Origin of the sequence: Adlercreutzia sp. ZJ138 (assembly GCF_011038935.1) — a bacterium.
Lineage (GTDB): Bacteria > Actinomycetota > Coriobacteriia > Coriobacteriales > Eggerthellaceae > ZJ141.
The window spans coordinates 1-24,878 of record NZ_JAAKEA010000009.1 but is presented as its reverse complement, the minus strand read 5'-3'; the positions used below and the strand labels follow the sequence as shown (position 1 = coordinate 24,878).

General features: G+C 54.2%; 20 protein-coding genes and 2 tRNA genes. 8 read left to right on the top strand and 14 right to left on the bottom strand.

Annotation, left to right across the window (positions count from 1 at the left end):
- From G7Y43_RS05380 to ftcD, 10 genes are all read right to left on the bottom strand, one after another.
- Positions 1 to 492 carry a (2Fe-2S)-binding protein gene (locus tag G7Y43_RS05380; RefSeq protein WP_165044848.1) on the bottom strand — a complete coding sequence of 164 codons (492 nt, stop codon included), beginning with the start codon at positions 490 to 492 and terminating at the stop codon, positions 1 to 3.
- 17 nt (positions 493 to 509) lie between these two features.
- The gene (locus G7Y43_RS05375; protein ID WP_165044846.1) at positions 510 to 1,373 is read right to left on the bottom strand and encodes a xanthine dehydrogenase family protein subunit M; all 864 of its coding nucleotides are present in this window, start codon (positions 1,371 to 1,373) and stop codon (positions 510 to 512) included.
- A 198-nt stretch (positions 1,374 to 1,571) separates the two neighbouring features.
- Entirely contained in the window at positions 1,572 to 2,945 is a 1,374-nt protein-coding gene (gene yqeB / locus G7Y43_RS05370; RefSeq protein ID WP_165044844.1) for a selenium-dependent molybdenum cofactor biosynthesis protein YqeB, read from the bottom strand.
- Between the two features lie 81 nt (positions 2,946 to 3,026).
- Complete coding sequence (locus tag G7Y43_RS05365) at positions 3,027 to 3,941, bottom strand: XdhC family protein (RefSeq protein ID WP_165044842.1); 915 nt, start codon at positions 3,939 to 3,941, stop codon at positions 3,027 to 3,029.
- A 75-nt stretch (positions 3,942 to 4,016) separates the two neighbouring features.
- A complete protein-coding gene (yqeC, locus tag G7Y43_RS05360; protein WP_165044840.1) occupies positions 4,017 to 4,748 on the bottom strand; it encodes a selenium cofactor biosynthesis protein YqeC in 732 nt (243 codons plus the stop codon).
- Between the two features lie 21 nt (positions 4,749 to 4,769).
- Positions 4,770 to 5,375: a GTP cyclohydrolase I FolE gene (gene folE / locus G7Y43_RS05355; protein ID WP_165044838.1), complete on the bottom strand. Its 606-nt coding sequence runs from the start codon at positions 5,373 to 5,375 to the stop codon at positions 4,770 to 4,772.
- Positions 5,368 to 6,006, bottom strand: a complete 639-nt coding sequence (locus G7Y43_RS05350) for a cyclodeaminase/cyclohydrolase family protein (protein ID WP_165044836.1) — start codon at positions 6,004 to 6,006, stop codon at positions 5,368 to 5,370. Before G7Y43_RS05350 ends, folE begins: the two co-directional genes overlap by 8 nt.
- A gap of 190 nt (positions 6,007 to 6,196) precedes the next feature.
- Positions 6,197 to 7,864 (bottom strand): formate--tetrahydrofolate ligase, encoded by a 1,668-nt coding sequence (locus tag G7Y43_RS05345; RefSeq protein WP_206215092.1) that lies wholly within the window; start codon positions 7,862 to 7,864, stop codon positions 6,197 to 6,199.
- A gap of 36 nt (positions 7,865 to 7,900) precedes the next feature.
- The gene (locus G7Y43_RS05340) at positions 7,901 to 8,527 is read right to left on the bottom strand and encodes a cyclodeaminase/cyclohydrolase family protein (RefSeq protein ID WP_165044834.1); all 627 of its coding nucleotides are present in this window, start codon (positions 8,525 to 8,527) and stop codon (positions 7,901 to 7,903) included.
- A gap of 149 nt (positions 8,528 to 8,676) precedes the next feature.
- Positions 8,677 to 9,627 (bottom strand): glutamate formimidoyltransferase, encoded by a 951-nt coding sequence (gene ftcD / locus G7Y43_RS05335; protein WP_165044833.1) that lies wholly within the window; start codon positions 9,625 to 9,627, stop codon positions 8,677 to 8,679.
- 329 nt (positions 9,628 to 9,956) lie between these two features.
- Here ftcD and G7Y43_RS05330 point away from each other — a divergent pair, with 329 nt between their 5' ends.
- The gene (locus G7Y43_RS05330; RefSeq protein ID WP_165044831.1) at positions 9,957 to 10,436 is read left to right on the top strand and encodes a helix-turn-helix domain-containing protein; all 480 of its coding nucleotides are present in this window, start codon (positions 9,957 to 9,959) and stop codon (positions 10,434 to 10,436) included.
- Between the two features lie 72 nt (positions 10,437 to 10,508).
- Here the strand turns inward: G7Y43_RS05330 and G7Y43_RS05325 are convergent.
- Both G7Y43_RS05325 and G7Y43_RS05320 read right to left on the bottom strand, forming a co-directional pair.
- Positions 10,509 to 10,595, bottom strand: a tRNA-Leu gene (locus G7Y43_RS05325).
- A gap of 362 nt (positions 10,596 to 10,957) precedes the next feature.
- Positions 10,958 to 12,289, bottom strand: a complete 1,332-nt coding sequence (locus G7Y43_RS05320) for an ammonia-forming cytochrome c nitrite reductase subunit c552 (protein ID WP_165044829.1) — start codon at positions 12,287 to 12,289, stop codon at positions 10,958 to 10,960.
- Positions 12,290 to 12,596: 307 nt separating this feature from the next.
- Here G7Y43_RS05320 and G7Y43_RS05315 point away from each other — a divergent pair, with 307 nt between their 5' ends.
- From G7Y43_RS05315 to G7Y43_RS05295, 5 genes are all read left to right on the top strand, one after another.
- A complete protein-coding gene (locus tag G7Y43_RS05315) occupies positions 12,597 to 14,027 on the top strand; it encodes a PLP-dependent aminotransferase family protein (protein WP_165044827.1) in 1,431 nt (476 codons plus the stop codon).
- A 6-nt stretch (positions 14,028 to 14,033) separates the two neighbouring features.
- Complete coding sequence (locus G7Y43_RS05310) at positions 14,034 to 14,669, top strand: YigZ family protein (protein WP_165044825.1); 636 nt, start codon at positions 14,034 to 14,036, stop codon at positions 14,667 to 14,669.
- Positions 14,670 to 15,048: 379 nt separating this feature from the next.
- On the top strand, positions 15,049 to 15,885 hold the full coding sequence (gene menB / locus G7Y43_RS05305) for a 1,4-dihydroxy-2-naphthoyl-CoA synthase (RefSeq protein WP_165044823.1): 837 nt from the start codon (positions 15,049 to 15,051) through the stop codon (positions 15,883 to 15,885).
- Positions 15,886 to 16,018: 133 nt separating this feature from the next.
- Positions 16,019 to 18,916 carry an AMP-binding protein gene (locus G7Y43_RS05300; RefSeq protein ID WP_165044821.1) on the top strand — a complete coding sequence of 966 codons (2,898 nt, stop codon included), beginning with the start codon at positions 16,019 to 16,021 and terminating at the stop codon, positions 18,914 to 18,916.
- A 153-nt stretch (positions 18,917 to 19,069) separates the two neighbouring features.
- Positions 19,070 to 20,398, top strand: a complete 1,329-nt coding sequence (locus G7Y43_RS05295; protein ID WP_165044819.1) for a hemolysin family protein — start codon at positions 19,070 to 19,072, stop codon at positions 20,396 to 20,398.
- Positions 20,399 to 20,556: 158 nt separating this feature from the next.
- Here the strand turns inward: G7Y43_RS05295 and G7Y43_RS05290 are convergent, their stop codons facing one another.
- Positions 20,557 to 21,366, bottom strand: a complete 810-nt coding sequence (locus G7Y43_RS05290) for an amidohydrolase family protein (RefSeq protein WP_165044817.1) — start codon at positions 21,364 to 21,366, stop codon at positions 20,557 to 20,559.
- A gap of 458 nt (positions 21,367 to 21,824) precedes the next feature.
- Here G7Y43_RS05290 and G7Y43_RS05285 point away from each other — a divergent pair.
- Both G7Y43_RS05285 and G7Y43_RS05280 read left to right on the top strand, forming a co-directional pair.
- Positions 21,825 to 21,902 (top strand) — tRNA-Met (locus G7Y43_RS05285).
- Positions 21,903 to 22,548: 646 nt separating this feature from the next.
- Positions 22,549 to 23,544 (top strand): Abi family protein, encoded by a 996-nt coding sequence (locus tag G7Y43_RS05280; RefSeq protein WP_165044815.1) that lies wholly within the window; start codon positions 22,549 to 22,551, stop codon positions 23,542 to 23,544.
- Between the two features lie 282 nt (positions 23,545 to 23,826).
- On the opposite strand, the gene G7Y43_RS05275 is transcribed toward G7Y43_RS05280, so the two are convergent.
- Positions 23,827 to 24,878, bottom strand: a 1,052-nt coding sequence (locus G7Y43_RS05275) for an IS1634 family transposase (RefSeq protein WP_165044813.1), incomplete at its 5' end; no start/stop codon positions are given.

The following is a 24,878-nucleotide window of genomic DNA, read 5'->3' as shown; positions in this document are numbered from 1 at the left end:
TTACTCCCCCTTCCTGCACGTGCACACGTGGCCATGAGCGGCATTTTCGATCGCTTCCTCAATCTTCTTGTAACCAGTGCAGCGGCAGAGGTTGCCAGAAATGGCAGTCCTCACTTCTTCACGAGTCGGATTGGGGTTCTTGTCAAGCAGCGCCTTTGCAGACATAACCATGCCGGAGAAACAGAAACCGCACTGAACGGCACCGTTGTCAACCATGGCCTGCTGAACGGGATGAAGCTTGCCCTCGTCCGCAACGCCTTCAACAGTCTCGATAGAGCACCCGGTTGCCTTAGCAACAGGGATAAGGCAAGAATTAACCGCTTTGCCATTCATGATCACAGTGCAAGCGCCGCAGTCACCAGCACGACAACCGATCTTCGTTCCCTTCAGATGAACGTCGTCTCGGATAACGTCCACCAAAGCGCGATCGGGCTCAACGAACACCTCAGTTTCTTCCCCATTGAGCGTAAACTGAATAAACTTCTTAGTCATGTGAGTTCCCCCTCTCCCTACTGAGCAGCAAGCTGCGCGGTGATGAGCGCACGACGGACGAGGATAGGCAGAACCTCGTGACGATATTCAGAACTGCCACGGACAAGGCTTGAACGGAAGCTAACATTGTCAGTGGCAATTGTTCCGGCCTCGGTGAAGTTCTCGTCAGTGGCAGGCTTGCCCAACAGGAACTCTTCTGCCGCCACAATGCGAGTGGGTCCAGGAGCCAAAGGTGCTGCAACAATTCGGACATCAGAGACAAGGCCATCTTTGACAGACAGCTTCACGGCGGTGCAAATCATAGGCAGCGCCAACGCATTGCGCAGATCGAGCGCGCAGTAAGCACTCTCGGAACCAGCAGCCTTCTTCGGAATCTTAACAAAGGCAAGCAGTTCCTTCGTGCTATCGATCTTTGAGCGACCAATGCCCTCATACACCTCGGTAATAGGCACTTCGCGAACGCCATCTTTACCAACGATGACACAGATGGCGTCAAGGGCAGTGAGCGGTACCGCAGCGTCAGCAGCAGGCTGGGCAGATACGATGTTGCCACCGACAGTGCCCATATTACGAACCTGAACAGCGCCAACCTGAGCAGCGCCTTCTACCAAAGCGGACGCATGCTGAGAAAGCAAATCGTTCGCGACAATATCGGTGAACGTCACCGAGCAGCCGATCTTGATGAAGTCACCATCTTCTTCGACTACATTGAGTTCCTCAACGTCACGCAGGTCAATGAGGTACTCGGGTTTGGGTTCCATCTTTTTGATATCAATGGAAAGATCAGTGCCACCTGCAATAATACGTGCCGCGCCGTTGTATTTTGCAAGCATGTCCACCGTTTCCCCAACGGTGGTTGGGAACAGATAGTCCTTCAACACAAAGCTCCCCTTTCATCTCTCGTTTTCGACATGTCGAATAACTCACTTTTGGGCTAGCTGTTTCACGCTCCTTTCTCGCCCGAAAACGGATTTTCAACATCGTGAATAATAGAACGGTTAAATGTATATTTCAATACTTTATTGACTTAGTTATTGAAATCAATCGCCTTGTTTCCAGACCGGTGTCCTTAAGCCGCCTTACATCTTTACCTGCATGAGATGCATGACGGCTTCCAAGACGCCTCCCGCAACACTTTTGGCCTTATCTGAAATACTGAAGCAGTAATCACGAACATCTCGAGGATCAACATCGGCGATTTTAAGACCCTCCCAAACCTCGCTTTCATCTGCGATCATGCCGCGCAACATGCCCGGAATGGGAGCGAGAATCGGTGTGGTTCCAACATGGGCGATCTCTTCTCCTGCCTCAACATGATCTCCGATGTCGTGAATAAGTTTGATGCGACCCGAAGCCGAAGAATAGACAACGCGCTCGCTTGCATAGCCGCCAATGTTGCCTGGTACACCCGTGTTAGGAATGGCAGATCCGTTGTAAATGACATGACCGAGTGTATGACCCCGCTTCGTCTCAACAACCGCATGGCAATCAACCCCTGCCGTAAATCCAGGACCAAGACACACAACCACCGAGGCGCAATCCTTGGTGGTACCCATGTTGCACTTTGCGAGAATGGCGTCAACAACAATCGCAGGCTTCAGTTTGCCAATCCAATTTCCCTTGGGGTCAGAAAGCACTGGAACCTGACCGTTTTGCAACGCTTGCGCAATCTGAGTGAGTGTTGTGCATTTCACGGCGGTCACTCCCTCAATTTCCACGACACCATCGATGAGCGCCTGCGCATACGAAACGGTACGTCTGATCACCGTTGGTTGCTCTATATCAAGCGCAACAACAAGAAAACCAGCCTGATGTAAACGGTAGATAGAGCCTGAAGCGATATCGCCCGCACCACGAACCACAACCAGCTTCCGATTTCCCAAAAGCATGGCCATGTAGTCGCAGCAGGTATCGACGTCAACGCTTTCCACCTGTGGCACTTCGAAGTATTCAACCGCATCAGGATGCTCTTGAATGATCTGCCTTCCGCCAGTATCTCCCTCAAGCTGACTCAGTTCATCAAAGAAGGCAGCACCAAAGGCAGATGGATGACAAATGCGCCCGTCTTTACGCGCAATAACAATGGCTTCAGGATGCCCCACAGCACGCCTGCAAACCTCTCGGGCAACCTCAATGTCGATCCTGGGCATATCGCCTAAGAAGAACAACGCGCTTTCGCATTCCGAACACGTTGTTTGAATGTGCCTTATCGCATGAGCTATTGAGGCGCCTTGCCCCTGTTCAGGATATTGGTTAACAAGCTCAACCACTCCGTCTGGTAATTCAAGCATCCCTGCAAGCTGCGGGCGAACGACAACCACAACACGATCGCATACCGCGCAAGCCTTTTGCAAAGAGCATGAAACCATGCACTGCCCGTCAATGGGTAAGAGCATCTTGTCTTCGCCCATACGAGTTGACAGACCAGCTGCTAGCAATACTCCGTAGATCACAGGATGTGCCCCCTTGCCTTTGCAATGTTTAGGTATCTGCCTGTTGCTTTATGAGAGAGTCGAAACGTGCTAGAGAGCGGCTCATGCAGCAGATGACGCCACTTGATTCTTCCGGTTCTTTACGCGATCTTGAGCCGCTTGACTCTTCTTCGTACGCTCTTTATCCGACTGACTCTTCAGGTTTCTTGCACGCTCTTGAATAAGTTCTGCCACGATGCTGATGGCAAGCTCTGCAGGAGTCTCCGCCTCAATGGGCAGGCCAATGGGCGTATGAACATCGTCCAAAAGCTCCTTGCTCACACCCTCATTGCGTAACGTTCCGAACAAAAACGCGATTTTTCTCCTGCTGCCCATGAGGCCCAAGTACGCATGAGGCTGATGAATAGCACCACGCAATACATCCAAGTCCTCCATGTGACCTCTTGTACAAATGACGATGTAGCTGTTCTCGTCTAAATCCAAATCATCGAATGCCTGTTGGTAAGACTCCGCCACCACCACACGATCTGCATCCGGAAAGCGAGAGGCATTCGCGAACTCAGGGCGATCATCGACAACCACGGTGCGAAAACCGACCGAACGAACCACGGGCTCAATCGCTGCGCCAACATGACCAGCGCCGAACAAATACGCGGTCGTGATCGTTTCTTCTTCAAGATCAAGATCGGCTGCATTCGAACGATCATAGAGCGTCAAATCTATATGCGCAGAACCGCCACATACCATACCCAGGGCTCCCTTGCCCGCCATACGCAGTGTTACGTAAATGACGCGATTGCGCACGGAAGATTCAAAGAGTTCCTGCGCTTCCTTCATAGCGGCAGCCTCGAACTTCCCTCCCCCTACAGAACCCCAGATGTCACCCTCTTCAGACACAACCATAAAAGAGCCGGCGTGACGCGGGACCGACCCTTCAGTATCGCGAACAGTAGCTACAACAATGCGTTTGCCTGCATCCAGTAATTCATATGCTTTACGCGCTGCGTGATCAGTCATAAGCAGCCTTTCCCTTGATGTTGCCCTATAATAATAGTTGTATTCAATTTTAATTTCAATACTTTATTGTTAAAACTAATGTTCCCAGCTCAACTCTTTCAAGGAGACAACAAAGCAGGCATCGAAATACGGGGCAGCCACCTCTTTCATAGAGCGAGCCGCCTGCTTGCGACCTTCATCCGCCTTGTTGATAATCAGACTTACGCGCCCTTGAAAACCCTTCAATTTAGTCCAAGAAAAGCACTCAATGCTCTGTTCGAATTCATCAAGCGTAAAAAGCTTACCCATGTGATCTTGTGGGCAACGATGAAACAGTTCTGCTGACATTGGCTGATTCAAAATCTCGCTCCCCACAACATGTACAACATGCGTGGTTGTGCGAGGAAGGACCGGCTCATCTTCACGGTAGAACTTGTACGGCTTACATGCAGCACCATCTGCTTCGATCAAAAGAACCGCATCAGTCAGCCGAGAAGCTACGTTGTCTACCGCTGCTGCACCATAGCCGCAAACCTTGTTTTCCTTGGCAAAAGCCGATGCCACGTACAAGCTCTTCACGTCTTCGGTTGCAAAGATGTCCGCCAGACGGCTTATATCATCATCTACAACAACGCGACCAGGGAATTCGTTTGGATAGTACATTTTTGTCGTCGTGGTGGCGAGCACTCGCTTACTTGCCATTCTAAGCTCATTGCACAAATGAAGCATCAGCGAGGTTTTGCCTCCCGCGCCAGTAATTGCAACAACATCTCCCTGTGTGAGGCCAATCTCTTGAAACAATGGTTTTTGCTGTTCAATTTTTGTCACGATATGCCGCCTTTTCACCGCCTAAAACTGCAGCAAGCGCAAACCTTCCTCGCGCGTCTTGAGGTTAGTCTTAAACAGACCCCTCACCGCAGAGGTTACCGTCATCGAACCAGGCTTTTTGATTCCTCGCAACGTCATACACGTATGCTCTGCCTCTACAACCACCAAAACACCTTGTGGCTGAAGAGAATCTACCATCGCGTCGGCAATTTGCGAGGTCAAGCGTTCCTGTACTTGAGGGCGGCGAGCAAAGCCCTCAACGCAACGTGCGATCTTCGACAACCCCGTGATACGTCCCTTGCTGGGAATGTACGCTACATGAGCGCGCCCTGTAAAAGGGAGAAGATGATGTTCGCACATAGAAGAGAAAGGGATATCCTTCACGATGATCATTTCTTCGTTGGTGCCTTCTTGAAACTGCCTCAACAAATGCTCAGCCGGGTCTTCCTGCAAACCACCGAACACTTCCGCACAAGCACGCGCCACGCGAGACGGAGTATCAAGCAATCCTTCCCTGTTGGGGTCTTCACCAATACCAATAAGCAGTTCTCTCACCGCAGCCTCAATGCGAGCCTGATCAACGGCCTGCGGAACGTCATCAAGGGTATTATGGTCAGTCTTAGTCATTTTCTTCTCCCGTCATGGAAGTAATTACCCGGTTTGCAATAGCTCGAGCTCGAGCCATATCGTTTTGCAACATGCACGCGCATTCCTTGTCAACAGCGCTTGCATAAGCGCGATCACGCAACGTTTTCGTGTTCACGTATACATTCATAGCAGCCATCTCGAGCGCAGCGGCAGCCAACGAAGCACCGCATCCAACATCGGAAAGAAGCATCACGGAACCGGCCTTTTCCATTTCCTCGAGCAAATCAATGGACTGACAAATCTCTCGCATCATCTGGAGCGGAGCTTGAAGTGCAGCTTTGGTCGCCACTTCGATGGTCTCCTCACGAGTTGGGTCGTCTTTCGCAATGCCGTACGCGCGCGAAAGCGGTTCGAACGATAGCGCGTCTTCGTCCACAAGCGCCACAAGCCTTTCACGCAAGCGCTCACCTTCAGCAATCATGCGCTTGACGTCTTCCTCAACATCGGCGTACTTCTTTTTCCCAACCGTAAAATTACCAGCCATCGTACAAAGAGCGACGGCGAAAGCGCCGCACAAAGCAGCGGCGCCACCACCACCAGGAACAGAGCGCTTTGCAGCAAGCGCAGCCGAGAAGTCGCTACAGCTCAAATCGACTATTCTCTCCCCCATGATCTCTCCTTATGCTCGTGTTTTTTAGCCATCGCCCAAACATCGTCATACTTACTGGCGATACTTGGGCGATGATGTTGTGAAGACGAGTGGTTCAGCGAGCTTCCGCTCGTCTTCACAACAAAGGGATGCTAGCGGCCCCTTGAGGTGAGCCTTTCCCTCGAAATAGATGCGGGTAAAACCTGGAAGGCTAGAACAACCCGACGATCTTTCCGTCTTCGGTTACGTCAATCTTTTCTGCAGACGGAACCTTAGGCAAGCCAGGCATGGTCATGATGTCCCCAGTCAATGCAACCACAAAGCCGGCACCAGCGCTGATCTTGAGATTGCGGACGGTGATGCGGAAGTCCTTAGGGGCACCGAGCTTCGTTGCATCATCGGTGAAACTGTACTGGGTTTTAGCCATGCAGATGGGAAGCTTGTCAAAGCCCAGCTCGTTAAGCTGTTCGAGCTGCTTGCGTGCGCCAGAGGTGAAGTCAACGCCATCGGCATGATAGATCTCGGTGGCGATAGCCTCGATCTTCTCTTCGATGGACTGATTGACATCATATGCGTACGACAAGGTGCTGGGCTGTTCAGCAAGACGCAAAACTTCCTCGGCTAGAGCACGACCACCTTCGCCGCCCTTCGCCCAAACTTCGGACAAAGCAACGTTTACGCCCAACTCATTGCACTTAGCCTCAACCAGATCGAGCTCTGCTTTGGTGTCAGTGGGGAATGCGTTGATTGCAACGACGACAGGCAAGCCATAAACGGTACGAATGTTGTTTACATGCTGCAGCAAATTCGGAAGACCCGCCTCAAGTGCTTCGAGGTTCTCGTTCGTGAGCTCTGCCTTAGGCACACCGCCGTTGTATTTGAGCGCGCGGACGGTTGCAACCAAAACAACCGCAGAAGGCTCAATACCAGCTGCACGACACTTGATGTCCAAGAACTTCTCTGCACCAAGATCGGCACCAAAGCCGGCTTCGGTAACAACGTAATCAGCAAGCTTCAGAGCAGTAGTAGTAGCCAACACAGAGTTGCATCCGTGGGCGATGTTCGCGAAGGGGCCGCCATGAACAAACGCAGGGTTGTTCTCGAGTGTCTGCACAAGATTGGGCTTGATAGCATCCTTGAGCAAAGCGGTCATAGCGCCTTGAGCGTTCAAATCGCCGGCAGTGATGGGCTTACCACTGCGCGAATAGGCCACAACCATGCGAGCTAAGCGTGCTTTAAGGTCGGCCAAATCGGTAGCCAAGCAGAAGACCGCCATAATCTCAGAAGCGACCGTGATGTCGAAGCCATCCTCACGTGCAACGCCGTCACCGGCGCCACCCAAACCATCAACAATGTTGCGCAGCTGACGGTCATTCATATCGACGCAGCGACGCCAAATGATCTTCTTAGGATCGATATCAAGAGCATTGCCCTGCTTAATATGGTTGTCCAATAAAGCAGCAAGCAGGTTGTTCGCTGCGCCAATTGCATGGAAGTCACCGGTGAAATGCAGGTTGATGTCTTCCATAGGAACAACCTGAGCATAACCGCCACCAGCTGCGCCGCCCTTAACGCCGAACACGGGACCCAAGGAAGGCTCGCGCAGGCAGAGGATGGTGTTCTTGCCGACAAGGTTCAAGGCATCAGCAAGACCAACAGAAGTAGTGGTCTTGCCCTCACCGGCAGGAGTGGGGTTGATAGCGGTAACAAGAATGAGTTTTCCCTTGCGCTGAACATCCTTCAAACTGTGAATATTAACCTTAGCCTTGGTGCGGCCATAGTACTCCAACGCTTCCTCTGGAATACCAGCCTTAGAAGCTATCTCCGCAATGGGGAGCATAGTCGCTTCTTGAGCGATCTCGATATCGGACTTAGGCATGTGGATCAACCTTTCTACGGCAGAACGTAACTCGATTTAAGCGAGGTTATCGTAGGTGTAGGCGTAAAGCTCATCACGCAGAGCAGCGCCCTCTTTCAGAAGAGCTGCAACTTCAGCTTCTGTTGCTTCCTTATAAGCTTCATCCTTGATAACGGGCAGATTAATGCGGACGTTCATGACAGCACCTTCAAGACCCGCATAAGCCATCAACGCACCAACACCAAAATCGCTCATTGCGTTGGTGTTGATCTTGCCCTGCAGAGGACGAGCAACGCGCATCACTTCAACGCACTCACGCGCAGTGGTGAGCGGAGAAGCAATGGCTGCCTTGTAACCTTCTTGGATCGCAGCACTGCGTGCAGCCTTGTCTTCCTCGGTCTCTTTGGGCATCTTGAAGGCAGCCATAACCTGGTTGAATGCCTCAGTGTCAAGGTCAACGCGCTCGGTCAGCTCCGCAGCAAGCTCAGACTCCTGCTTCTGCGCTTCCTTGAGCTCGGCCTCAAAGTCAGCCAAATCGGCGCGGCCAAAGCTGAGGTTGCACACCATGGAAACCAGCTCTGCGCCAAGCGAGCCAGACAGCGCCGCAACGCTGCCGCCGCCAGGAGCGGGAGCATCGCTCCCAAGAGTGTCGTTGAACTCCTTGAGATTCATTTCTACGAGCATGGAAAACTCCTTTCTTGCTCCGTAAAACTACTTTGTTGACAGGATTTTCGATCTAAAAAAGAGAGGCAGGAGTCTCTCAAACTGCCTCTCTCCTTTATTATTTGTCTCTTTTGCAGTAAATTAGCTCGTCTGTTGCTAACAGATTGCTACTAGTCCTCGCTCAAAGCGAGCTCGAGCAGATGGTTCTCGATGATCTGCTTGTCGTAGTCCCAAGGACCGTTGATGGACTCGAGCTTGAGATACCACTCGGCGGTCTTCACGAGCAGTTCTGCGGAAACAGTGCCGCAAATCTCAGAGCACAGAACGTTGACGCCATAGCGAGCGGCTTCGTCGCGAAGCAGGTTGAACACGCGATGGAGCGGCGTCTCATTGGGGTTGGTAATCTCGCAGGAAACCATGACGCAGCGCTTGCCAGTGCGGCGATGAGTCTGAGGCAGACCAACAGCACCCTGGATGTTCTTGAAGCCACCGGTACGACCGCGAACGTAGCTGGCCAGCTTACGAGCGATCTCAAGATCCTCGGTGTCCAGCAAAACGTTGAAGTAACCGTCATGCTCGGTCACGCAGCCAACAATCGTGGCACCAGCAGTGGGATGCAGCTTCTGCGGGCCGTAATCAGGCTTACGATTAGGATCATTGGGAACGTCTTCCTTAGCGCCTTTGTAGTTACCCTTGCGGATGAAGGTCAGACCTTCGTTTTCGGGCTTGCGAGCATTCTGGCCAGTGAAGTAAACGGGAACCTCAAACTGCTCCCAGATCGTCTTGCCCAGATCCTCGCAGAACTCCTTGACCTCGTCGACCGTGGTGTCACCAACGGTGTAGCACTCGATGGTGTCAACGGCACCAATCTGAGGATGACGGCCGGTGTACTTGTTCATGTCAATCTTCTCGTACGCGACCTTGCACGCCTCAAGCAGGGCGGGCTTCAGAGCGTCCATGGTACCCAGAAGCTCGATGGGGAGACGACCGAAGTCGGGATCGGGCTCAGCGGTGAGCAGCTTGATGCCGGGCTTATCGCGGAAGCAAGCAACAATCGCATCAATGGTTTCCTGGTCTGTGCCCTCGCTGAAGTTCGGGTCGGTCATGATGTACTTGGCCATAGCGCAGTTCCTTTCTTAACGGCCTTGACACACGGTCCTACAACTACTCTCAACGCTCAAAACACCTTGGACGTTTGAGATGTTTTGGATTATAGAAGCGTATTATCTTTTTGTAAATACATTATTTAATATTTAATTTATTTTTCTATTTAAATGAACAATCTCACTCAGATCTCTGGAACGTAAGTACTATTGAACAGCAAGCGCTCTATCATTTTGGAAAGACGACCATTTCCACCCATAATCGCCAGCCGAGGGGTAGCTATTATGTAGGTTTCTGGTTCACTTTATGTGTGTCACAACCGAGCCAACCCCCATGAGGAGGAACCATGAATCAGATGTCTATTGGAAACTACATCGCCCTCAAGCGCAAGCAGAAAAACCTCACGCAAGGCCAGCTTGCAGAAATGCTCAACGTTTCGAACAAAACGGTATCGAAATGGGAAACCGGAAAGTGCATGCCCGACTACGCCACCATCCCGATCCTTTGCGAAACGCTCGGGATATCGGTTGCAGAGCTGCTCGATGGCGAAGATGCGGAACCAAACAGCGTGCGGCTCTACGACGACAAGCAAACGCTCGAGCTTATTGCCGCCGCTCAAACGAGAACAAGCCAAGGCTCCCTGCTTGAAGCAGCACACTCGATCATGATCGGCATCGCCTTTCTTGCGATATCCCTTGCGCTCATAGATTCAGACCCCATGATAGCGAGCTTCGTGACGGGACTTACCCTGGTGATAATTGCTCTCGGGGTGTACTCGGTAATCGACGAGGTGCGGTTTGCAGCGAAGTCAAAAAACCACGTGTAAAGACTATCCCGGTTTAACCCTCGTGCAAAAAAAATAGACAGCCACGTCTGAGCTGTCCTGCGATTTCTTATATGGTGCGGGCGAGAGGACTTGAACCTCCATGGGGTTGCCCCCATACGGACCTGAACCGTACGCGTCTGCCAATTCCGCCACGCCCGCACATAGTTGCTTCCTTGCGAAGCGGTTGTCTATATTAGCGGAGTACCCGATCGAATGCAAGGGCGAACTCGCGATTATTTCAGCTTTTTCACGCGAGGTTGGTTACCGTACACGGGTTCGCGGGTTCGCGGGTCAGCCGCGGGTTCGCGAGTCAGCCAGCAACAAGGAAGGCCCTCGAACCCGAAGCGGAGAGGGGATGTGCTTCGAGTTCGGGGGCCTTCCTCAAAAGATTGAAGCCTTCCTTATGAAGGGCGGCTTAAGCTCTGCGCACGCCGCCCTTCCGCGGTTGCGATGGCCTGCTGTGTTAACGATGCAGGCCATCGCGGTTTAACAGTGAAGCTAACAGTGAAACGCGTTAACGCTTAAGCAACGCCAAGCTTGGCGAGACCTTCGTCAGCGGTGCTTTCCGCCATGTCGAGGCATGCGCGGGTAAGCGTTGAATTATGGGCTCCCTCGGAATTTTCATTCATGGCGAAATCCCAATAGAACTGCGCCACGCGCTGTAGCCTCTGCAGTTCGCCCAGTTCGCCGGCGGCGTACATGCCAGCGGTACCGGCGTCAGCGGCCGCCTGGAATTCAGCGATTTCTGCGGAGTACTTCTCAGCCGTGGTGTTAATGAGCAGCTCGATCCGCTCGGACACCTGCTTTGTGCGTCCGTTCTCACCATCGCCCAACTCGTCGGTGATTTCCTTCACCTGAGAGACGAGGTCATCGTGGCAATCGCTGCACACGTTCTCGATCAGTTCGGGGTTGTCCAGCGGGCTTTGCAGTTTGTGGTTCGAGAACTCGGTGCCGTCCTCGGCCTTGGTTGCACCCATGTGGCAGTCAGCACAGGTGTAGCCCAACTTACCCATGTACGAACCCTTGCCGCCGTACATCGTTTCAAACTCGGGATGCTGCACCTTGATCATCGGCGCGCCGGTGAGATTGGAAGCGAAGTCTTTGTACTCATGTTCGTCGTAGTACGCCAGAATGGCTTCGGGCGTCATGGCCTCAAGACCCTCATAGGGGTTCGTTGCAACCTTGTTCTCGCCACTGAAGTAGTACTCGTTGTGGCACTGGCCACACGTTTGCGCTTCAACGGGAACCGCAGTCGCGTCGGCGCCTATTGATTTCGCCCAGTACGCGCTCGGAACTACAACCTCTTCGGGGTTATTCTCGTGGCAGCTGTAGCAGCTGATAGGCTCGGTGTAGTTACCAATGATGTCGTTGAACTTTTCCAGATTCACGGCTTCATCGCCACTGTTCACCTGCGCGGTGAACTGCGGGGTCTTGCACGTGATGCAGTTTCCGTTCTGTTCCTTTTCCTGCGTACGCGGCGTTTCGGCCACGTCAGTCAGCGAATCCAGATGCCCGTTCGGCTCAGCATAGCCAAGCGAGAAGGCATAGCCAGCGTACATGGTCTTCAGTGCCGGATACACTTCCAGATAGTCGTGCTTTTCCCCATCGTTTTCGCCCATCGCCTTGTACGTTGCGTACTGGTTCGGGTACACCTCAGACCACCCATCAGCGGTGATCACACCGTACTCGAAATTATCAGGGTTGGGAACTTCTGCGGACGTTGCCGTCGAAGCCTTGTCTGAATCGGTTGATGAATCAGAAGACGAGCTTGTAGGAGTACATGCTACGAGGCCTGCGATCAGTGCAACGGTGCAGACTGCGCTCATGCCCACAAGAGCTTTCTTTCTTTTCATAAACCATCCCTCCTTTCACATTCCTCCCTTTAGGGAAACGCTGATTCATCCCGCCATTCCTACATTTGCAGCAGTGTTTCCCTAGAAAGCACGGGCGACGCTTCGGCACGGTGCGCAGAAACCATCCAAAGTGCGTCCGCAATTCTTTTTTCAGCATAGTTGGGCAGAAATTGAGCGTAAAGGGACGGTTGACGAGTATTATTAGGTGACGATTTCATGAAGATCCACGAAATGGACGCGCGAGGCAGCGAAAACAAAGGCATGTTGCGACGAGAAAGAAAGCGGCAGCAAAAGCGGAAGGAACTGCATGATCCATCTCAACCAGCGGTCATCGACTCCCCTTTACGAACAGATATACACGCAGCTTTCTCGAGACATTCTGCTGGGCGTGTATCCGCCTGCGTCGAAACTTCCCTCCATTCGGGAACTTGCCGAGGAACTCCGCTGTTCGCGTAACACCGTTGATGCGGCGTACCGCCTGCTCGCACAAGAGGGCTTTACGGCGAGCAAACCGGGCTCGGGTTTCATCGTTGAAGACATGAGTGGCGAAACGGCCGTTGCAGCCCGCGCAGCAACGTGGCGTGAAGAACAACAAGTGAGCGAGCCAACGTTGCCCTCGATTGATCTTGCGCCGGCGCGCTACGATTTCACGTATGGGAATTTGGAGCCAGGGACCTTTCCCGCAGCAGCGTGGAGGTCGATCTTAAACGACATTCTGCTCGAGCCCGATCTTGTACAGGCCAGCAGTTACGACGATGACAAGGGAGAATGGGCGCTTCGTTGCGAAATCGCTCGTCGGGCACAAGCGAGTCGCGATATTCACTGCAGTGCCGAAAACATCATTGTGCAAGGGGGCACGCAGCCCACCCTGCAACGGTTGTGCTTGCTGTTCGACACAGCAACCGATGCCGTTGCCATGGAAGAGCCTGGTTACGATGGGGCACGGTCGGTCTTCGAGGGAAACGGGTTTCCCATTCGGCTCATTCCCGTAACACAGGGAGCCGATGCGATGATGGCAGCCCTTCACGCCAGCGACGCAAAATTGCTGTACGTAACGCCCGCCAACCAGTTCCCCACCGGAGGCACCATGTCGCCCGAAGTAAGGGAGGGTATTCTCACGTGGGCGAAAGACACCGACGCTTACATTATCGAGGACGACTACTGCCATGAGTTCTGTTATCGGGGCGAGCGTCAGCCAGCTTTATTTGCGCAGGACAACGCCGACCGCGTGATATATCTGGGTACATTTTCCAAGGCGCTGTCGCCGGCGCTTCGTATAAGCTACATGATTCTGCCGAAGGTTTTGCGCCATCAATGGGACGAGAAATTCTCGAACGCCTACCCGGCAGTTTCGTGGTTGATGCAGGAAGCTTTGGCGCGTTATTTGGCAAGCGGACAATGGGACCGCCATTTGCGGCGGTTGCAAGCGCGCAGCCGTCGCAAGCACACTGTACTGATGGACACCATCAAGCGAACTATGGAAGATAAGGTGCGCGTGCTTGAGCACGGTTGTGGTCTGCATGTGTTGCTTGAGGTTCTTGATGGGCGCAGCCAAGGCGAACTCATCGCACTGGCGCGCGAAGAAGGCGTGCGCGTGTACGGCACGGATCGCTATTGGACAACCGACGGTCACGCACTGGGAAGCTGCGTGCTGGTGGGGTTCTCGGCTATCCCCGAGCAGGATATCGAACCGGGCATCGAGGCGCTGGCTCGCGCTTGGTTTACGAACAGGCGGTGATCGGCCATGGAATCCTACACAACCATAGAAGGGCGCGCCATCAGCGAAATCGAAGAGAAGAAAAGCCGCTTTATCGCGCAGATCGCCCATGTGGAAACCGAAGAAGAAGCGCTCGCATTTCTGGAAGAAGTTCGCGCGGCAAACCGCATGGCACGGCACAACGTGTACGCCTACGTGCTGCGAGCAGGTGGCGCAGGCGAGGCGGGACGCGTGCGGTATTCCGACGACGGCGAGCCGCAGAAAACCGCAGGGCTTCCCACACTCGAAGCAATTCGTCATGCAGGGCTTACCGATGTGTGCGTGGTGGTGACGCGCTACTTCGGCGGCGTACTGCTGGGCACGGGCGGCTTGGTGCGTGCATACACGCAGGCAACGCAAGCGGGCATTGCAGCGGCGCACCTGGTGGTGGTGTCTCGTTGTGTTGACGTGACGTTGCAGCTTCCGTATGCCAACTACGACCGCATGATGGCGGTCGCGGCGGCATGCGGTGCGAAAACGATTGACGTGAGCTACGCCGAAGAGGTAACGCTGGTGCTGCGCATGCTCGACGGCACGCAAGATGAGCTGTTGTGTAAGGTGACCGAACTCATGCGCGGACGCGAGAACGTGCGGGTAAGCGAGCCGGTAGACGCCGCGTTCTAAGGAGCGCAGGAGCAACTTGGCGGTGCGCGGGCATAATGCGAGTGCAATGCAGGCGCAACTCAGGTGCAACGATCGCAACGCGGGCACAACGGCGCACGGACACGCGGTCGCAACGACACGCAGGCATGCGGGCGCAACGGAGCTCCTGTCGGTGTCATTGATAAGAATTGGATAAACTGCGAATTCATCCCCTCGTTCGACGCTTCTCGGCCGGGTAATCAGGCACGATGCGTTACCATAGGCGCACTCGACAACATGACGCGAGGCGATTCTCCGCTTGTGCGCATATGAATAAGAGGCTGTTTGCCCACCGCATCAAGTTGTTGCGGTGCGCTTCGGCTGCGCTCGACGGAGTTCGCTCGCATGGGAGGATTCGCATATGGCTGAAGCGTGGCGCGCGGGCAAACAATACCGCGAGATCATTTACGAAACATGCGATGGTATTGCCAAGATAACCATCAACCGCCCGCATCGCCGGAACGCTTTCACGCCGCTTACCGTAAACGAGCTGTACGACGCGTTTAGCATTGCTCGCGACGACGCCGAAATTGGGGTGATCATTCTCACAGGCGCAAATCACGATGGCGCCCCGCAAGACCAGGCGTTCTGTTCTGGCGGCGACCAGAAAATTCGCGGCAACGGCGGATACGTAGGCGAAGACTCCATTCCGCGCCTAAACGTACTCGACTTACAGCGCCTCATCCGCGTGGTTCCCAAGCCGGTGATCGCCATGGTAAATGGCTACGCCATCGGCGGCGGCCACGTGCTGCACATTCTGTGCGATCTATCCATTGCGGCGGAAACGGCGAAGTTCGGGCAAACGGGTCCGAAGGTCGGCAGCTTCGACGCGGGCTATGGCGCGGGGTATTTGGCCGCGATGGTAGGGCAAAAGAAAGCGCGCGAGATCTGGTATTTGTGCCGTCAGTACACGGCGGCCGAGGCGCTTTCAATGGGCATGGTGAACAAGGTGGTGCCCTTCAACGATTTGGAGGCCGAATGCGTGTCATGGGCGCGCGAGATGATGCAGTTTAGTCCCACAGCCCTGCGCTTCATGAAGGCGTCGTTTAACGCCGCTACCGACGGACTTGCGGGCTTACAGCAGCTCGCCGGCGATGCCACGTTGCTGTATTACACCACTGACGAGGCGAAAGAAGGACGCGATGCGTTTAAGGAAAAGCGCGCACCCGACTTCAGTCGCTTCCCTAAGTTTCCCTAAGAAAGCTGCAAGGACTCGAGCGTCTTTCAGCACAACTCCCCCATTTCGGCGGTGTTGTGGAGGGAAGTTCCGAAAGGCGCAGTTAATAGCACGGTGAAACCACGTTGGCAAGGAAAGGTAGGACGAACACGCGATGATCAGCGCGTTCGAGAACATGGCTCGGCAAAATCCGCTTCGCACGTTTTTCACGGACGTTGAGCGAGCGGATAAGGAAACCGCATACTCGTATCGCGAGGTGCGCCTGTACGCTGCTGCGCTGGCGAAGCTTCTCCGAGACAAGGGAGCTCGTCAGGGCGACTGCATTGCTGTCGATGTCCGCAACCGCGCTGCTGGCGTATTCCTTCTGCTTGCCGCTGGATACGGCGGGTATACACTCATTGCCATAAACAACCGCTTAAGCGAATCTGAAAAGATGCATCGCCTAATGGAAGTTGAGCGCGATCCTGGCGTTCACGTGGCGTTTCGTATTGATGAGAACAATATCGAAGCCATCATGGATCGAGTCGAAACGTTTTTGGGCGGCGAACTGCATCGGGTTCGCTCGGGCGCGGCGCAAGCGGCCGCAAACGAGCGGGTGTCGCGCACGTCGTTTGTTACCCGCACGAGGGTGGAAACCGCCGACGTCCGCACGAGCAAAGCACTCGGGCGTGCAACGGGTGGTCGCGACTCGCTCATTCGCCGCGAAGAAATGGCCCGGCAGGAAGCGTTGGAAAACGCCATCAACTTCGCAGACCACGCGAAGCACGTGTTCGATCAGAGTGCTCGCGCGGTCATCATGTTCACGTCGGGCACAACGGGCCGACCGAAAGCAGTGGCGCTGTCGTGGGCAAATTTGAGCCAAGCGGCTTTAGCGGCAAATGCGGTACTGGGTCGTCGCGGCGAAGGCATGTGGCAAGCGGTGCTGCCTCTTTACCATATCGGGGGGCTGCAGGTTGTGGTGCGCAGCATCTTAAACGGCACACCGTTTCTGCTGTACCGTCATTTCGACGCCGACAAGGTGCTGGCCGACGCATCGCGACGCAACGCGACACACATCGCCGTTGTAGACAAGATGCTGCAGGATATGTGCGAAAGCGAGCGGAGCGCCGCATTGAAGCGCTACACCTGCATTTTGCTGGGCGGCGGTGCACCGAATTCGCGCACGCTGGAAGTCGCATGGGGCAAGCAGGCGCGTGTGTACGTGAGTTACGGCATGACGGAAACGTCGAGCCATGTGGCAAATGCCCTGATCGATATGAACTACAAGGGCGGATTGAAACTGTTGCCCGGCTATCAGGCGCACATCGTGGGAGCGGGAAGCGACGGCTTCGGCCGTTTAGCGGTGAAGGGTCCCGGTGTGTTTTCTGGCTACTTGAACGCCCATGCCGCATGGACAGTTGACGGGTTTTTCCTCACCGGCGACATCGGCGCTATTCACAACGGACTGCTGTACGTAAAAGAACGCGTGAGCGATATGTTCGTGTCGGGTGGCGAGAACATCTACCCCGAAGAGGTTCGCCAAAAGCTGTTGGGCATTCCCGGCGTTGCCGATGCGTTCGTGTTCGGAGCACCCGACAAAACATGGGGACGCCGCCCGATCGCTTTCGTGGTACGCGAGCCGCGCCGCGTTGAGTCGTTCCCACAAACGCCCGATGGAACCAATAGGTCCACCGATCACCAGCATGCGCTGAAGATGGCGAACATGTCCAATACGCGCTTCTCCCTCGCCGTGAAAGAAATGGCTGCAGGCAGCATGTCGAAGCTTCATCTGCCGAAGCACGTGTGCGTAATCGATGAAATGCCGATGCTCGGCACGGGCAAAATCGACCGGCAAGCACTGCTTCGTCGTTTCGACGAACGCATCCAGGTTGAAAACGTTGTTGTTCGCCGTGTGAAACTGCCCTCATCGGCACATGGTGCTTATCCCTTAGGAGAACATGCGAACGCACGTGAAACAGCACGCGAAACGCTGATCGTAGAAGTGATTGATCATCAGGGGCGCAGCGGCATTGGTGAGCTTGCCGTTTCCACGGGCGGATGGAACGCTGCAGGCGATGTTGCCCAAAACGAAGCAGTGCTCAAAGAGGTGCTCGCACCGATCGTGCTTTCTCACGTGTTTTTGCATCCGTCCGAAGTAAGCGATGTGTTCGCACTAAACGCACAGGCCGTGCAGCATCCCCGTGCGTGCGGTGCCATCGAGCCGGCACTGTGGGACCTGTACGGCAAAATTGTCGGCGCTCCTTTATGGAAGCTGATCGGCGGCAATTCAAACGGGCGCGTACCTGTAGCCGCCCTGGTTGACGAAACGGATCCGGTAGCCGCAGCTCGCGTTGCAGTGGCGCAAATGCGAACTGGAAGCCCCTGCGTGCGGTTGAAGGTTCACCCCGGCAGTGCGAGCGTGTGTGCGGTGGCGGTTGCCGATGCGATTGGTGCTACGAAGCTGATCATCGACGCAGGACGAAGCTTCACTGAAACCGATATGGACGAACTGCGCACCATTGACTCGCTGGGTGTTGCGTGGATTGAAGAGCCACTCGACCCGCGCAAGGTTCCGCTTACGGTGCATGGGGACATCTTCGATCGCACAGCCCGTTTGCAGCGAGGTATGCGCACTCCACTGGGAATGAGTGAAGCGCTTGCTGTGCCGAAAGACGCATTGCGAGCGCTCAGGAACCGAGAGCTCAAGCACCTGTCTGTAAATATTGGCAGAATGGGAGGCGTGCAGCCGGCGCTGGAGTTCGTGCGCCTGTGCCGCACCCATGGCGTGACGGTATGGGTCAGTGCGGGAGCAAGCACTGATGCGTCGAAACGACTGCACGCCACGTTTGAAACGCTACCCGGCGTGGTACCGGCGGGCGATCTTGGACTTGTGGGGCGCGAAGCGACACGTGGCGTTACCACACCGCCACTTTCCGCAGAGCGCGGCATGGTAACATTGAATCGTACGGGGTTCGCAACAGGCTTAGGTTGTGTGCTCAATCCAGCAGCGCTTGAGGACACCGCAGCTACGCGTAACTCTGAGAATAACGGGAATAACGGGATCGTTTTGTAATTCCACAATGGCGTTTCCCGGTTGCGTGGAGTTGTGCAACCGTTACACTGTAATGATGCACGTATATGTTGTCGGCGCATCGAATGCGATGCGCTGCGGAGGGGAGCAACCGTCCTTCCGCTTTACGAGCTTTCTAGGAGGATCGCGTCTGCCATGCCCGTTGCGCTCAGCTTGATTCTGGTTGTTTTGTTCCTGCTCATGAATGCGTTTTTCGTCGCCGCCGAGTTCTCGCTGGTAAGGGTGAGAAGGTCGCAGCTTGAACTTGCCATCGAAGAAGGAAAGCTCGGTGCTCAGGCGGCAAAAACCGTCGCCGATAACGTAAACGCCTACCTTTCGGCATGTCAGCTGGGCATTACGTTGGCATCTCTTGCGTTGGGTTGGTTGGGAGAGCCGGCGTTTTCCGAGCTTATTCGCCCCGTGTGCGCTTTGTTTGGACTGCCCGACGCTGCGGTGTCGGCCATTGCGGTTGGCTTGGGCTTCTTCCTCATGACCACGCTGCACGTAGTGGCAGGCGAGTTGATCCCGAAGTCGTTTGCCATTTTCTCCACCGAAAAATTCGCTCTTGCCACAGCCAGCCCACTCATGTGGTTTTACCGCATTACGTACCCCATCATGGTGCTGTTCAACGGCATTACCAACGCGGTTGTGCGCATGGCAGGGCACGATCCCGCGAACGAGCACGAGGTATATGCGGCCGAGGAAATTCAACTGCTGATTGACGAGAGCACGGAAAGTGGCCTGGTCAGCGTCGAGCAAAACGAATACGTGGACAACATCTTCGACTTGGGCGACAAGGACGCCGCCACTATCATGACGCCGCGTACCGATGTGATCTGCCTCGACTTGGAAGACTCGCTGCAGGAAAACCTTGAAACCGTGCAGCTGTACAAGTACACGCGCTACCCCGTGTGCCGCGGCAGCAAAGACCGCATTGTCGGTTTTGTGCACGTAAAGGACCTCTACACGATGCCCGCGGGCGCGAGTATCGACGACTTGCCTCTTCACGAACTCATTGGCGTGTCCGAAAACATCCAGGTGGCGCGGCTTTTGCAGACGCTGCAGGAAGAGAAGACTAAGATCGCCGTGGTCGTCGACGAACATGGCGGTACAGCTGGCGTGGTCACGATGAGCGACATCATGGAGCAGATCGTTGGGCGCATCGACGACGAGTACTCGCACGGCAGCATTGAAGGCGCACGGCAGCAGGCCGATGGCAGCTATCTGGTTGAGGGATTGATGCCCGTTGATGATCTGATCGATCTGATGGGATTCAAACCCGCCGAGGCAGAAGAATGCGAAACGGCGGCCGGCATGCTTCTCGACGTGCTTGATCGCATTCCCGCAGTAGGCGACGTTGCCCAGCTGACCGACAGTCATGGCTGCACGGTGACGTTTATCATCGAACAAATGGACCGTTTCCGCATTGACACGTTCCGCATGACCATCGATCGCGTCGAGAAAGAAGCCGGGGAAGAAGGCTAAAGAAGGCTTGACTTCGAAACGGCTAAGCCACGCTGAATGGCTAAGCCACACTGAACCCGAGGAACCGAGGAAGAAAGCTAAAGAAGGCTTGACTTCGAAACGGCTAAGCCACGCTGAATGGCTAAGCCACACTGAACCCGAGGAACCGAGGAAGAAAGCTAAGCCACACTGAACCCGAGGAACTGCTCGGCATTGTGCCAGAACAGCTGGTCTTTCTCGTCGTCGGTGAAGGGAAGGCTGTCCAAGAAGTCGTATTCGGCAACAGGGCTCCACATAGGATAGTCGCTCCCAAGCATCACGCGGTCGGTTCCCCACAAGCGAATAAGCTCGCAAGCGTGCCGCTTACCGAGCCAAAACGATGAGCTCGATGCATCGACGAACACATTTTCGAAACGATGCAAGATGTCGAAGCCTACGTCGAACTTCGACCAGTTGCCGAAGTGCGCGGCGTCGACCACCAAGTTTGGAAACGCTTTAAGAATGCGAGTAAGGCGTTCGGGGTTCGAGTAATCGAAGCGGAAATCACCGGTGTGCATGACAAGCCGCATGTCGTTCGCCTGCATGATTTCGTAGACATTCATGAGGCGCGGGTCGTCCATGTTTACCGCCTGCGAGTCGGGATGCAGCTTAATACCGTGCAGGCCCAGACTGATAGCGCGGTTGATTTCGCGCTCGGGGTCGGCGTAATCGGGGTGCATGGTGGCAAAGCCGATGAACTGCGAGTGCAGCCGGCACTGCTCGGCGATGAAGGTGTTGATAGATTCCACGGCGTGTGCGGTGGTAGCAACGGAATGCACAATGAAGTGCGTAATGGGCGATTCGTTCGTTGCGCGAAGCAAATGATCGGCTGTGCCGCGGTCGGGACCGTCTGCAAACATGGGCAGGGAATAGAAGCAACTCACGGAATCGACGGCACGCGCGGCGATGCGCGCGGGGTATATGTGAGCATGTGCGTCGATAACGGGCATGAGAACTGCTCCTTTCGTGCTGTCCTTAAAGATTTACCGCCTGCGCAGCTTACACGACGTGCATGACTGTTCGAATTACGTGACGTGCGCGATTGTACGTCAGCTTGCTGCCAATGGAATACAAATTTGCAAAGGAATCGCAATGCGCAGATAACGTGCGCTGGAACGAGCACTACGGAGCTGTGTACGGAGCTGTACGGAGTGATGCGGAGCAGTACGGAGCAGTACGGAGCAGTGTGCGGAGCAGTACGGAGCAGTACGGAGCAGTGTGCGGAGCAGTACGGAGCAGTACGGAGAAAACGCTCTTTTGAAGGAGGGTGTTCGGCTAGCCTCGCAAATTGACTTTCGGGTGAGAGCGGTGCGCGTTTATGTGCATTTTATGGTCGTGCAAGAAACAGTTTGCATGACGTACGTGTTCCGAGTATTATGAATTCTTGCCGTTAAGGCGTCGAACATAGTGCGGGGTGGAGCAGTCTGGTCAGCTCGTCGGGCTCATAACCCGAAGGTCGGAGGTTCAAATCCTCCCCCCGCGACCAAAACATCAGCAGGTTGGATAATTAAAAAAGGTTATCTGACCTGCTTTTTCTTTCTCCTTTCTTAGGTCGCTTGAATAATCGCTTTATCACGTGACCACCAAATGACCACCTAGTTGACCACCATTTGACCACCTAAATCAGATTGTACAACATGTAGACAAGCGGATAATGAGTGAGTTTTGCACCGCTGCTACCACTACGCCGAAAGCATTTCTGAAAAGGTTTCGCGTTACCGAAAGCAACACTTCGCTGTGGCGGTACCTATGGTTGCGCCCTACCGATAGTAACTTGCCTTGTTGCTGTCGCTGTGCCGGAAGCGTAAAAAAGTAAAAATAGATGGGCATTAAGCTTAAGGATCTTTTGACACGCACTACGCGGGTGAGGTCGTTACGCTAAGCGCGCCCCAAACGCAAAGAAAGCGCCGGAGGTAGGTGTATTACACACCGTTCGGGCGCTTTGCTGACTGTATAGTACCCGATTCCAACTTGACGTCAATCGCTTCGATGTGACGGTTCACGAAATCAGATGCCGTATGCTGAGCTGCTCGGCCACGCTCTTGCGCACCAAAGCTGCCACAACATGTGGCGCTATACCAATTCACCACACGGCAAACTGGTAGAATTCCTATCGATATGATTGGAGCGCCATGGAAGAACCGATAGAAGCCACCGAATTACGGCATAGAAAACCGCTGTTAACCGTAGACCAGCAAATCGCCCGCTTAAAGGCAAAGGGCATCACATTCGATTTGCTCAGCGAAGAGGAGGCGGCTGACCTTCTCGCTAACGGTAACAACTACCTGCGCATAACGTCGTACCGTAAGCTCTACGAACGGAAAACGGGAGGTCCCGAAGCCGGGAGCTATATCAACCTCGACTTCGGTCACTTGGCCGTGCTCTCGTCGCTCGACAGGCAACTGCGCGACGCCTTCCTCGCCGTGACGGTGGATGTGGAGCATTTTGCCAAGATGAAAGTATTGGCAGGCGTCGAAAACCATGGCGAGGACGGCTACGGCATCGTTGCCGATTTCTATGCCAGACTGAACCATGCGGGACGCAACGCCATCCAGGGCGCGATGCGCGCCAGGAGCCAAGCGGGCGATAGGCGCAACATCTATACGGGCGACCTCATAGCGCATCACATCGAAGACATGCCTGTCTGGGTGCTCCAGGAGGTCATCGACTTCGGTACCTTCGTGGACTTCTACCTGTTCTGCGCCGCCCGCTGGGAAGACGACGTGATGCTGCAGGAGCACTACGTTCTAAAAAGCGTCAAGGCGCTCAGGAACGCTACTGCGCATAATCACTGCATAGCAAACGGTTTCACGCAAGCAGCTGAGGCGGCGGGCTACCCAACGAACTCCCTCATAATCGAATCGCTCAATAGACATGGCATTTCCAGAACGAAGAGCCGCCGCTCGAAGCTATCGAACCTACGGATAGCCCAGATGGCCGCCGCCCTCTATGCTTTAAACGCACTCTGTAAGCGCGAGCCAGCCATGCACAAGAATGCCGAGCGCCTGAACGCCCTGCGTAAAAGCTACGAAGTTGCGCTTCCCCAGCTCAGCAAGAACAGCACGGTTGTGTCGTTCTTCGACTTCCTCTTCAAGCTCGTTGACATTTGGGTTCCCATGCCGTCATAATGAGCTTACATGTTAAAGCCTTCGGGTTTTGTAGGGGCGGGGTCGCGAAAGCGGTCTCGCTCCAGTTTTTTAGCACCCGTGCCTGTGCTTAAAGAAGACCTTCCAGATCGCGCAGAAACGTTTATAATGCCTGACTTCCGAGTTTCGATTTCATTTCTGGTGCTAAGAATTCGACATGGTTTGTAGGTACACTTCGCTTTGTCTTTTAAACGTTGTATACCCAAGTCATCGGTGCCATCAGGTGGGTCGTTTCGTCCTTCGAACGTGCTTCGGTATGCAGCACTACTGAACATTGGGTATGTTGAATTGACAGTTGACGATGGAATCGATTTGTCCTTTCGTAAGGTAGTAATTGCCCAGCGGCAGCCCCGTCATTTTCTCCAGCTCGTCGATGATGGGTAAGGACTTAGAGATGTTGACGTATTTGCGCTCAGAGACCTCAACTACACGATAATTGTGGGCAAGTCTCATTATCTCTTCAGTGCAAAAGCGCCCATCTAACACTTTTAGCTGTACGAGCCGCTCAAGCAGCACCGATAGGTAGCAGATAAGAAAATGTCCGGTGATCGATTCGGACTTTTGCAGATACACAGGTCTCGCGTCAAGTTGGGACTTCATCGCCTTAAAGGATTCCTCTATGCGCCAGAGATTATGGTAGGTCGAATAGATATCAGCATCACTCATTGACGCCTCTGAGGTCACAATCATGTTGTAGCCTGCCAGACGGCGTGCCTTCTCGATGGCTGTGTGGTTTAGTGTTGCCACTACCTTTGCATCAGGTTCTTCTCCATTTGAGTCAACTGCACTAAAGGTCACAAACTTAGCACAGTCACCATACTCTGACTTTTTGGCCTGCGACAGGCGCAAGCGACGCGCCTTTTCTACCTGCCGGTCAATCTCGGCACGTTGTTTGCGGGCAAGTTTAGGGTTAAACGTGGCAACCCTTTTCTCTTCAACTGGAACTGCCTTTTTACCTCCAGAATCTGTAGTGACTTTGTATTCGAAGTCTGCGACACAGGACTTCACCCGGTAGATAATCTCGCCGTCTTTATCTGTGATGTCTAACCAGCCCTCATCGGATAATACCCACGAAAGCTCTGTTGTGGGTAGCTGCTTTACCGACTTTGAGAAGATATAGCCATCACCAGACAAAATGGCATCGCTAACGTTATCGGCGCAGTTTAGCCCCTTGTCAGCTACACGCACGGTACGCCCGTACATATTGTTGCGTCGCTTTGTTTGGGATATAACCTCGCGAATTACCGGCTTTTCTGACTCATTGCCAGGATAGATAACCATGCCAAGTGGGATACAGTCAGCATCAAGTAAAAGAC

Excerpts from the sequence above, each read along its gene's own strand:
- G7Y43_RS05380 (WP_165044848.1), bottom strand. The coding sequence starts at position 492 with ATGACTAAGAAGTTTATTCAGTTTACGCTCAATGGGGAAGAAACTGAG.
- G7Y43_RS05365 (WP_165044842.1), bottom strand. The coding sequence starts at position 3,941 with ATGACTGATCACGCAGCGCGTAAAGCATATGAATTACTGGATGCAGGC.
- folE (WP_165044838.1), bottom strand. The coding sequence starts at position 5,375 with ATGACTAAGACTGACCATAATACCCTTGATGACGTTCCGCAGGCCGTT.
- G7Y43_RS05350 (WP_165044836.1), bottom strand. The coding sequence starts at position 6,006 with ATGGGGGAGAGAATAGTCGATTTGAGCTGTAGCGACTTCTCGGCTGCG.
- G7Y43_RS05345 (WP_206215092.1), bottom strand. The coding sequence starts at position 7,864 with ATGCCTAAGTCCGATATCGAGATCGCTCAAGAAGCGACTATGCTCCCC.
- G7Y43_RS05340 (WP_165044834.1), bottom strand. The coding sequence starts at position 8,527 with ATGCTCGTAGAAATGAATCTCAAGGAGTTCAACGACACTCTTGGGAGC.
- ftcD (WP_165044833.1), bottom strand. The coding sequence starts at position 9,627 with ATGGCCAAGTACATCATGACCGACCCGAACTTCAGCGAGGGCACAGAC.
- G7Y43_RS05330 (WP_165044831.1), top strand. The coding sequence starts at position 9,957 with ATGAATCAGATGTCTATTGGAAACTACATCGCCCTCAAGCGCAAGCAG.
- G7Y43_RS05320 (WP_165044829.1), bottom strand. The coding sequence starts at position 12,289 with ATGAAAAGAAAGAAAGCTCTTGTGGGCATGAGCGCAGTCTGCACCGTT.
- G7Y43_RS05315 (WP_165044827.1), top strand. The coding sequence starts at position 12,597 with ATGATCCATCTCAACCAGCGGTCATCGACTCCCCTTTACGAACAGATA.
- G7Y43_RS05310 (WP_165044825.1), top strand. The coding sequence starts at position 14,034 with ATGGAATCCTACACAACCATAGAAGGGCGCGCCATCAGCGAAATCGAA.
- menB (WP_165044823.1), top strand. The coding sequence starts at position 15,049 with ATGGCTGAAGCGTGGCGCGCGGGCAAACAATACCGCGAGATCATTTAC.
- G7Y43_RS05300 (WP_165044821.1), top strand. The coding sequence starts at position 16,019 with ATGATCAGCGCGTTCGAGAACATGGCTCGGCAAAATCCGCTTCGCACG.
- G7Y43_RS05295 (WP_165044819.1), top strand. The coding sequence starts at position 19,070 with ATGCCCGTTGCGCTCAGCTTGATTCTGGTTGTTTTGTTCCTGCTCATG.
- G7Y43_RS05290 (WP_165044817.1), bottom strand. The coding sequence starts at position 21,366 with ATGCCCGTTATCGACGCACATGCTCACATATACCCCGCGCGCATCGCC.
- G7Y43_RS05280 (WP_165044815.1), top strand. The coding sequence starts at position 22,549 with ATGGAAGAACCGATAGAAGCCACCGAATTACGGCATAGAAAACCGCTG.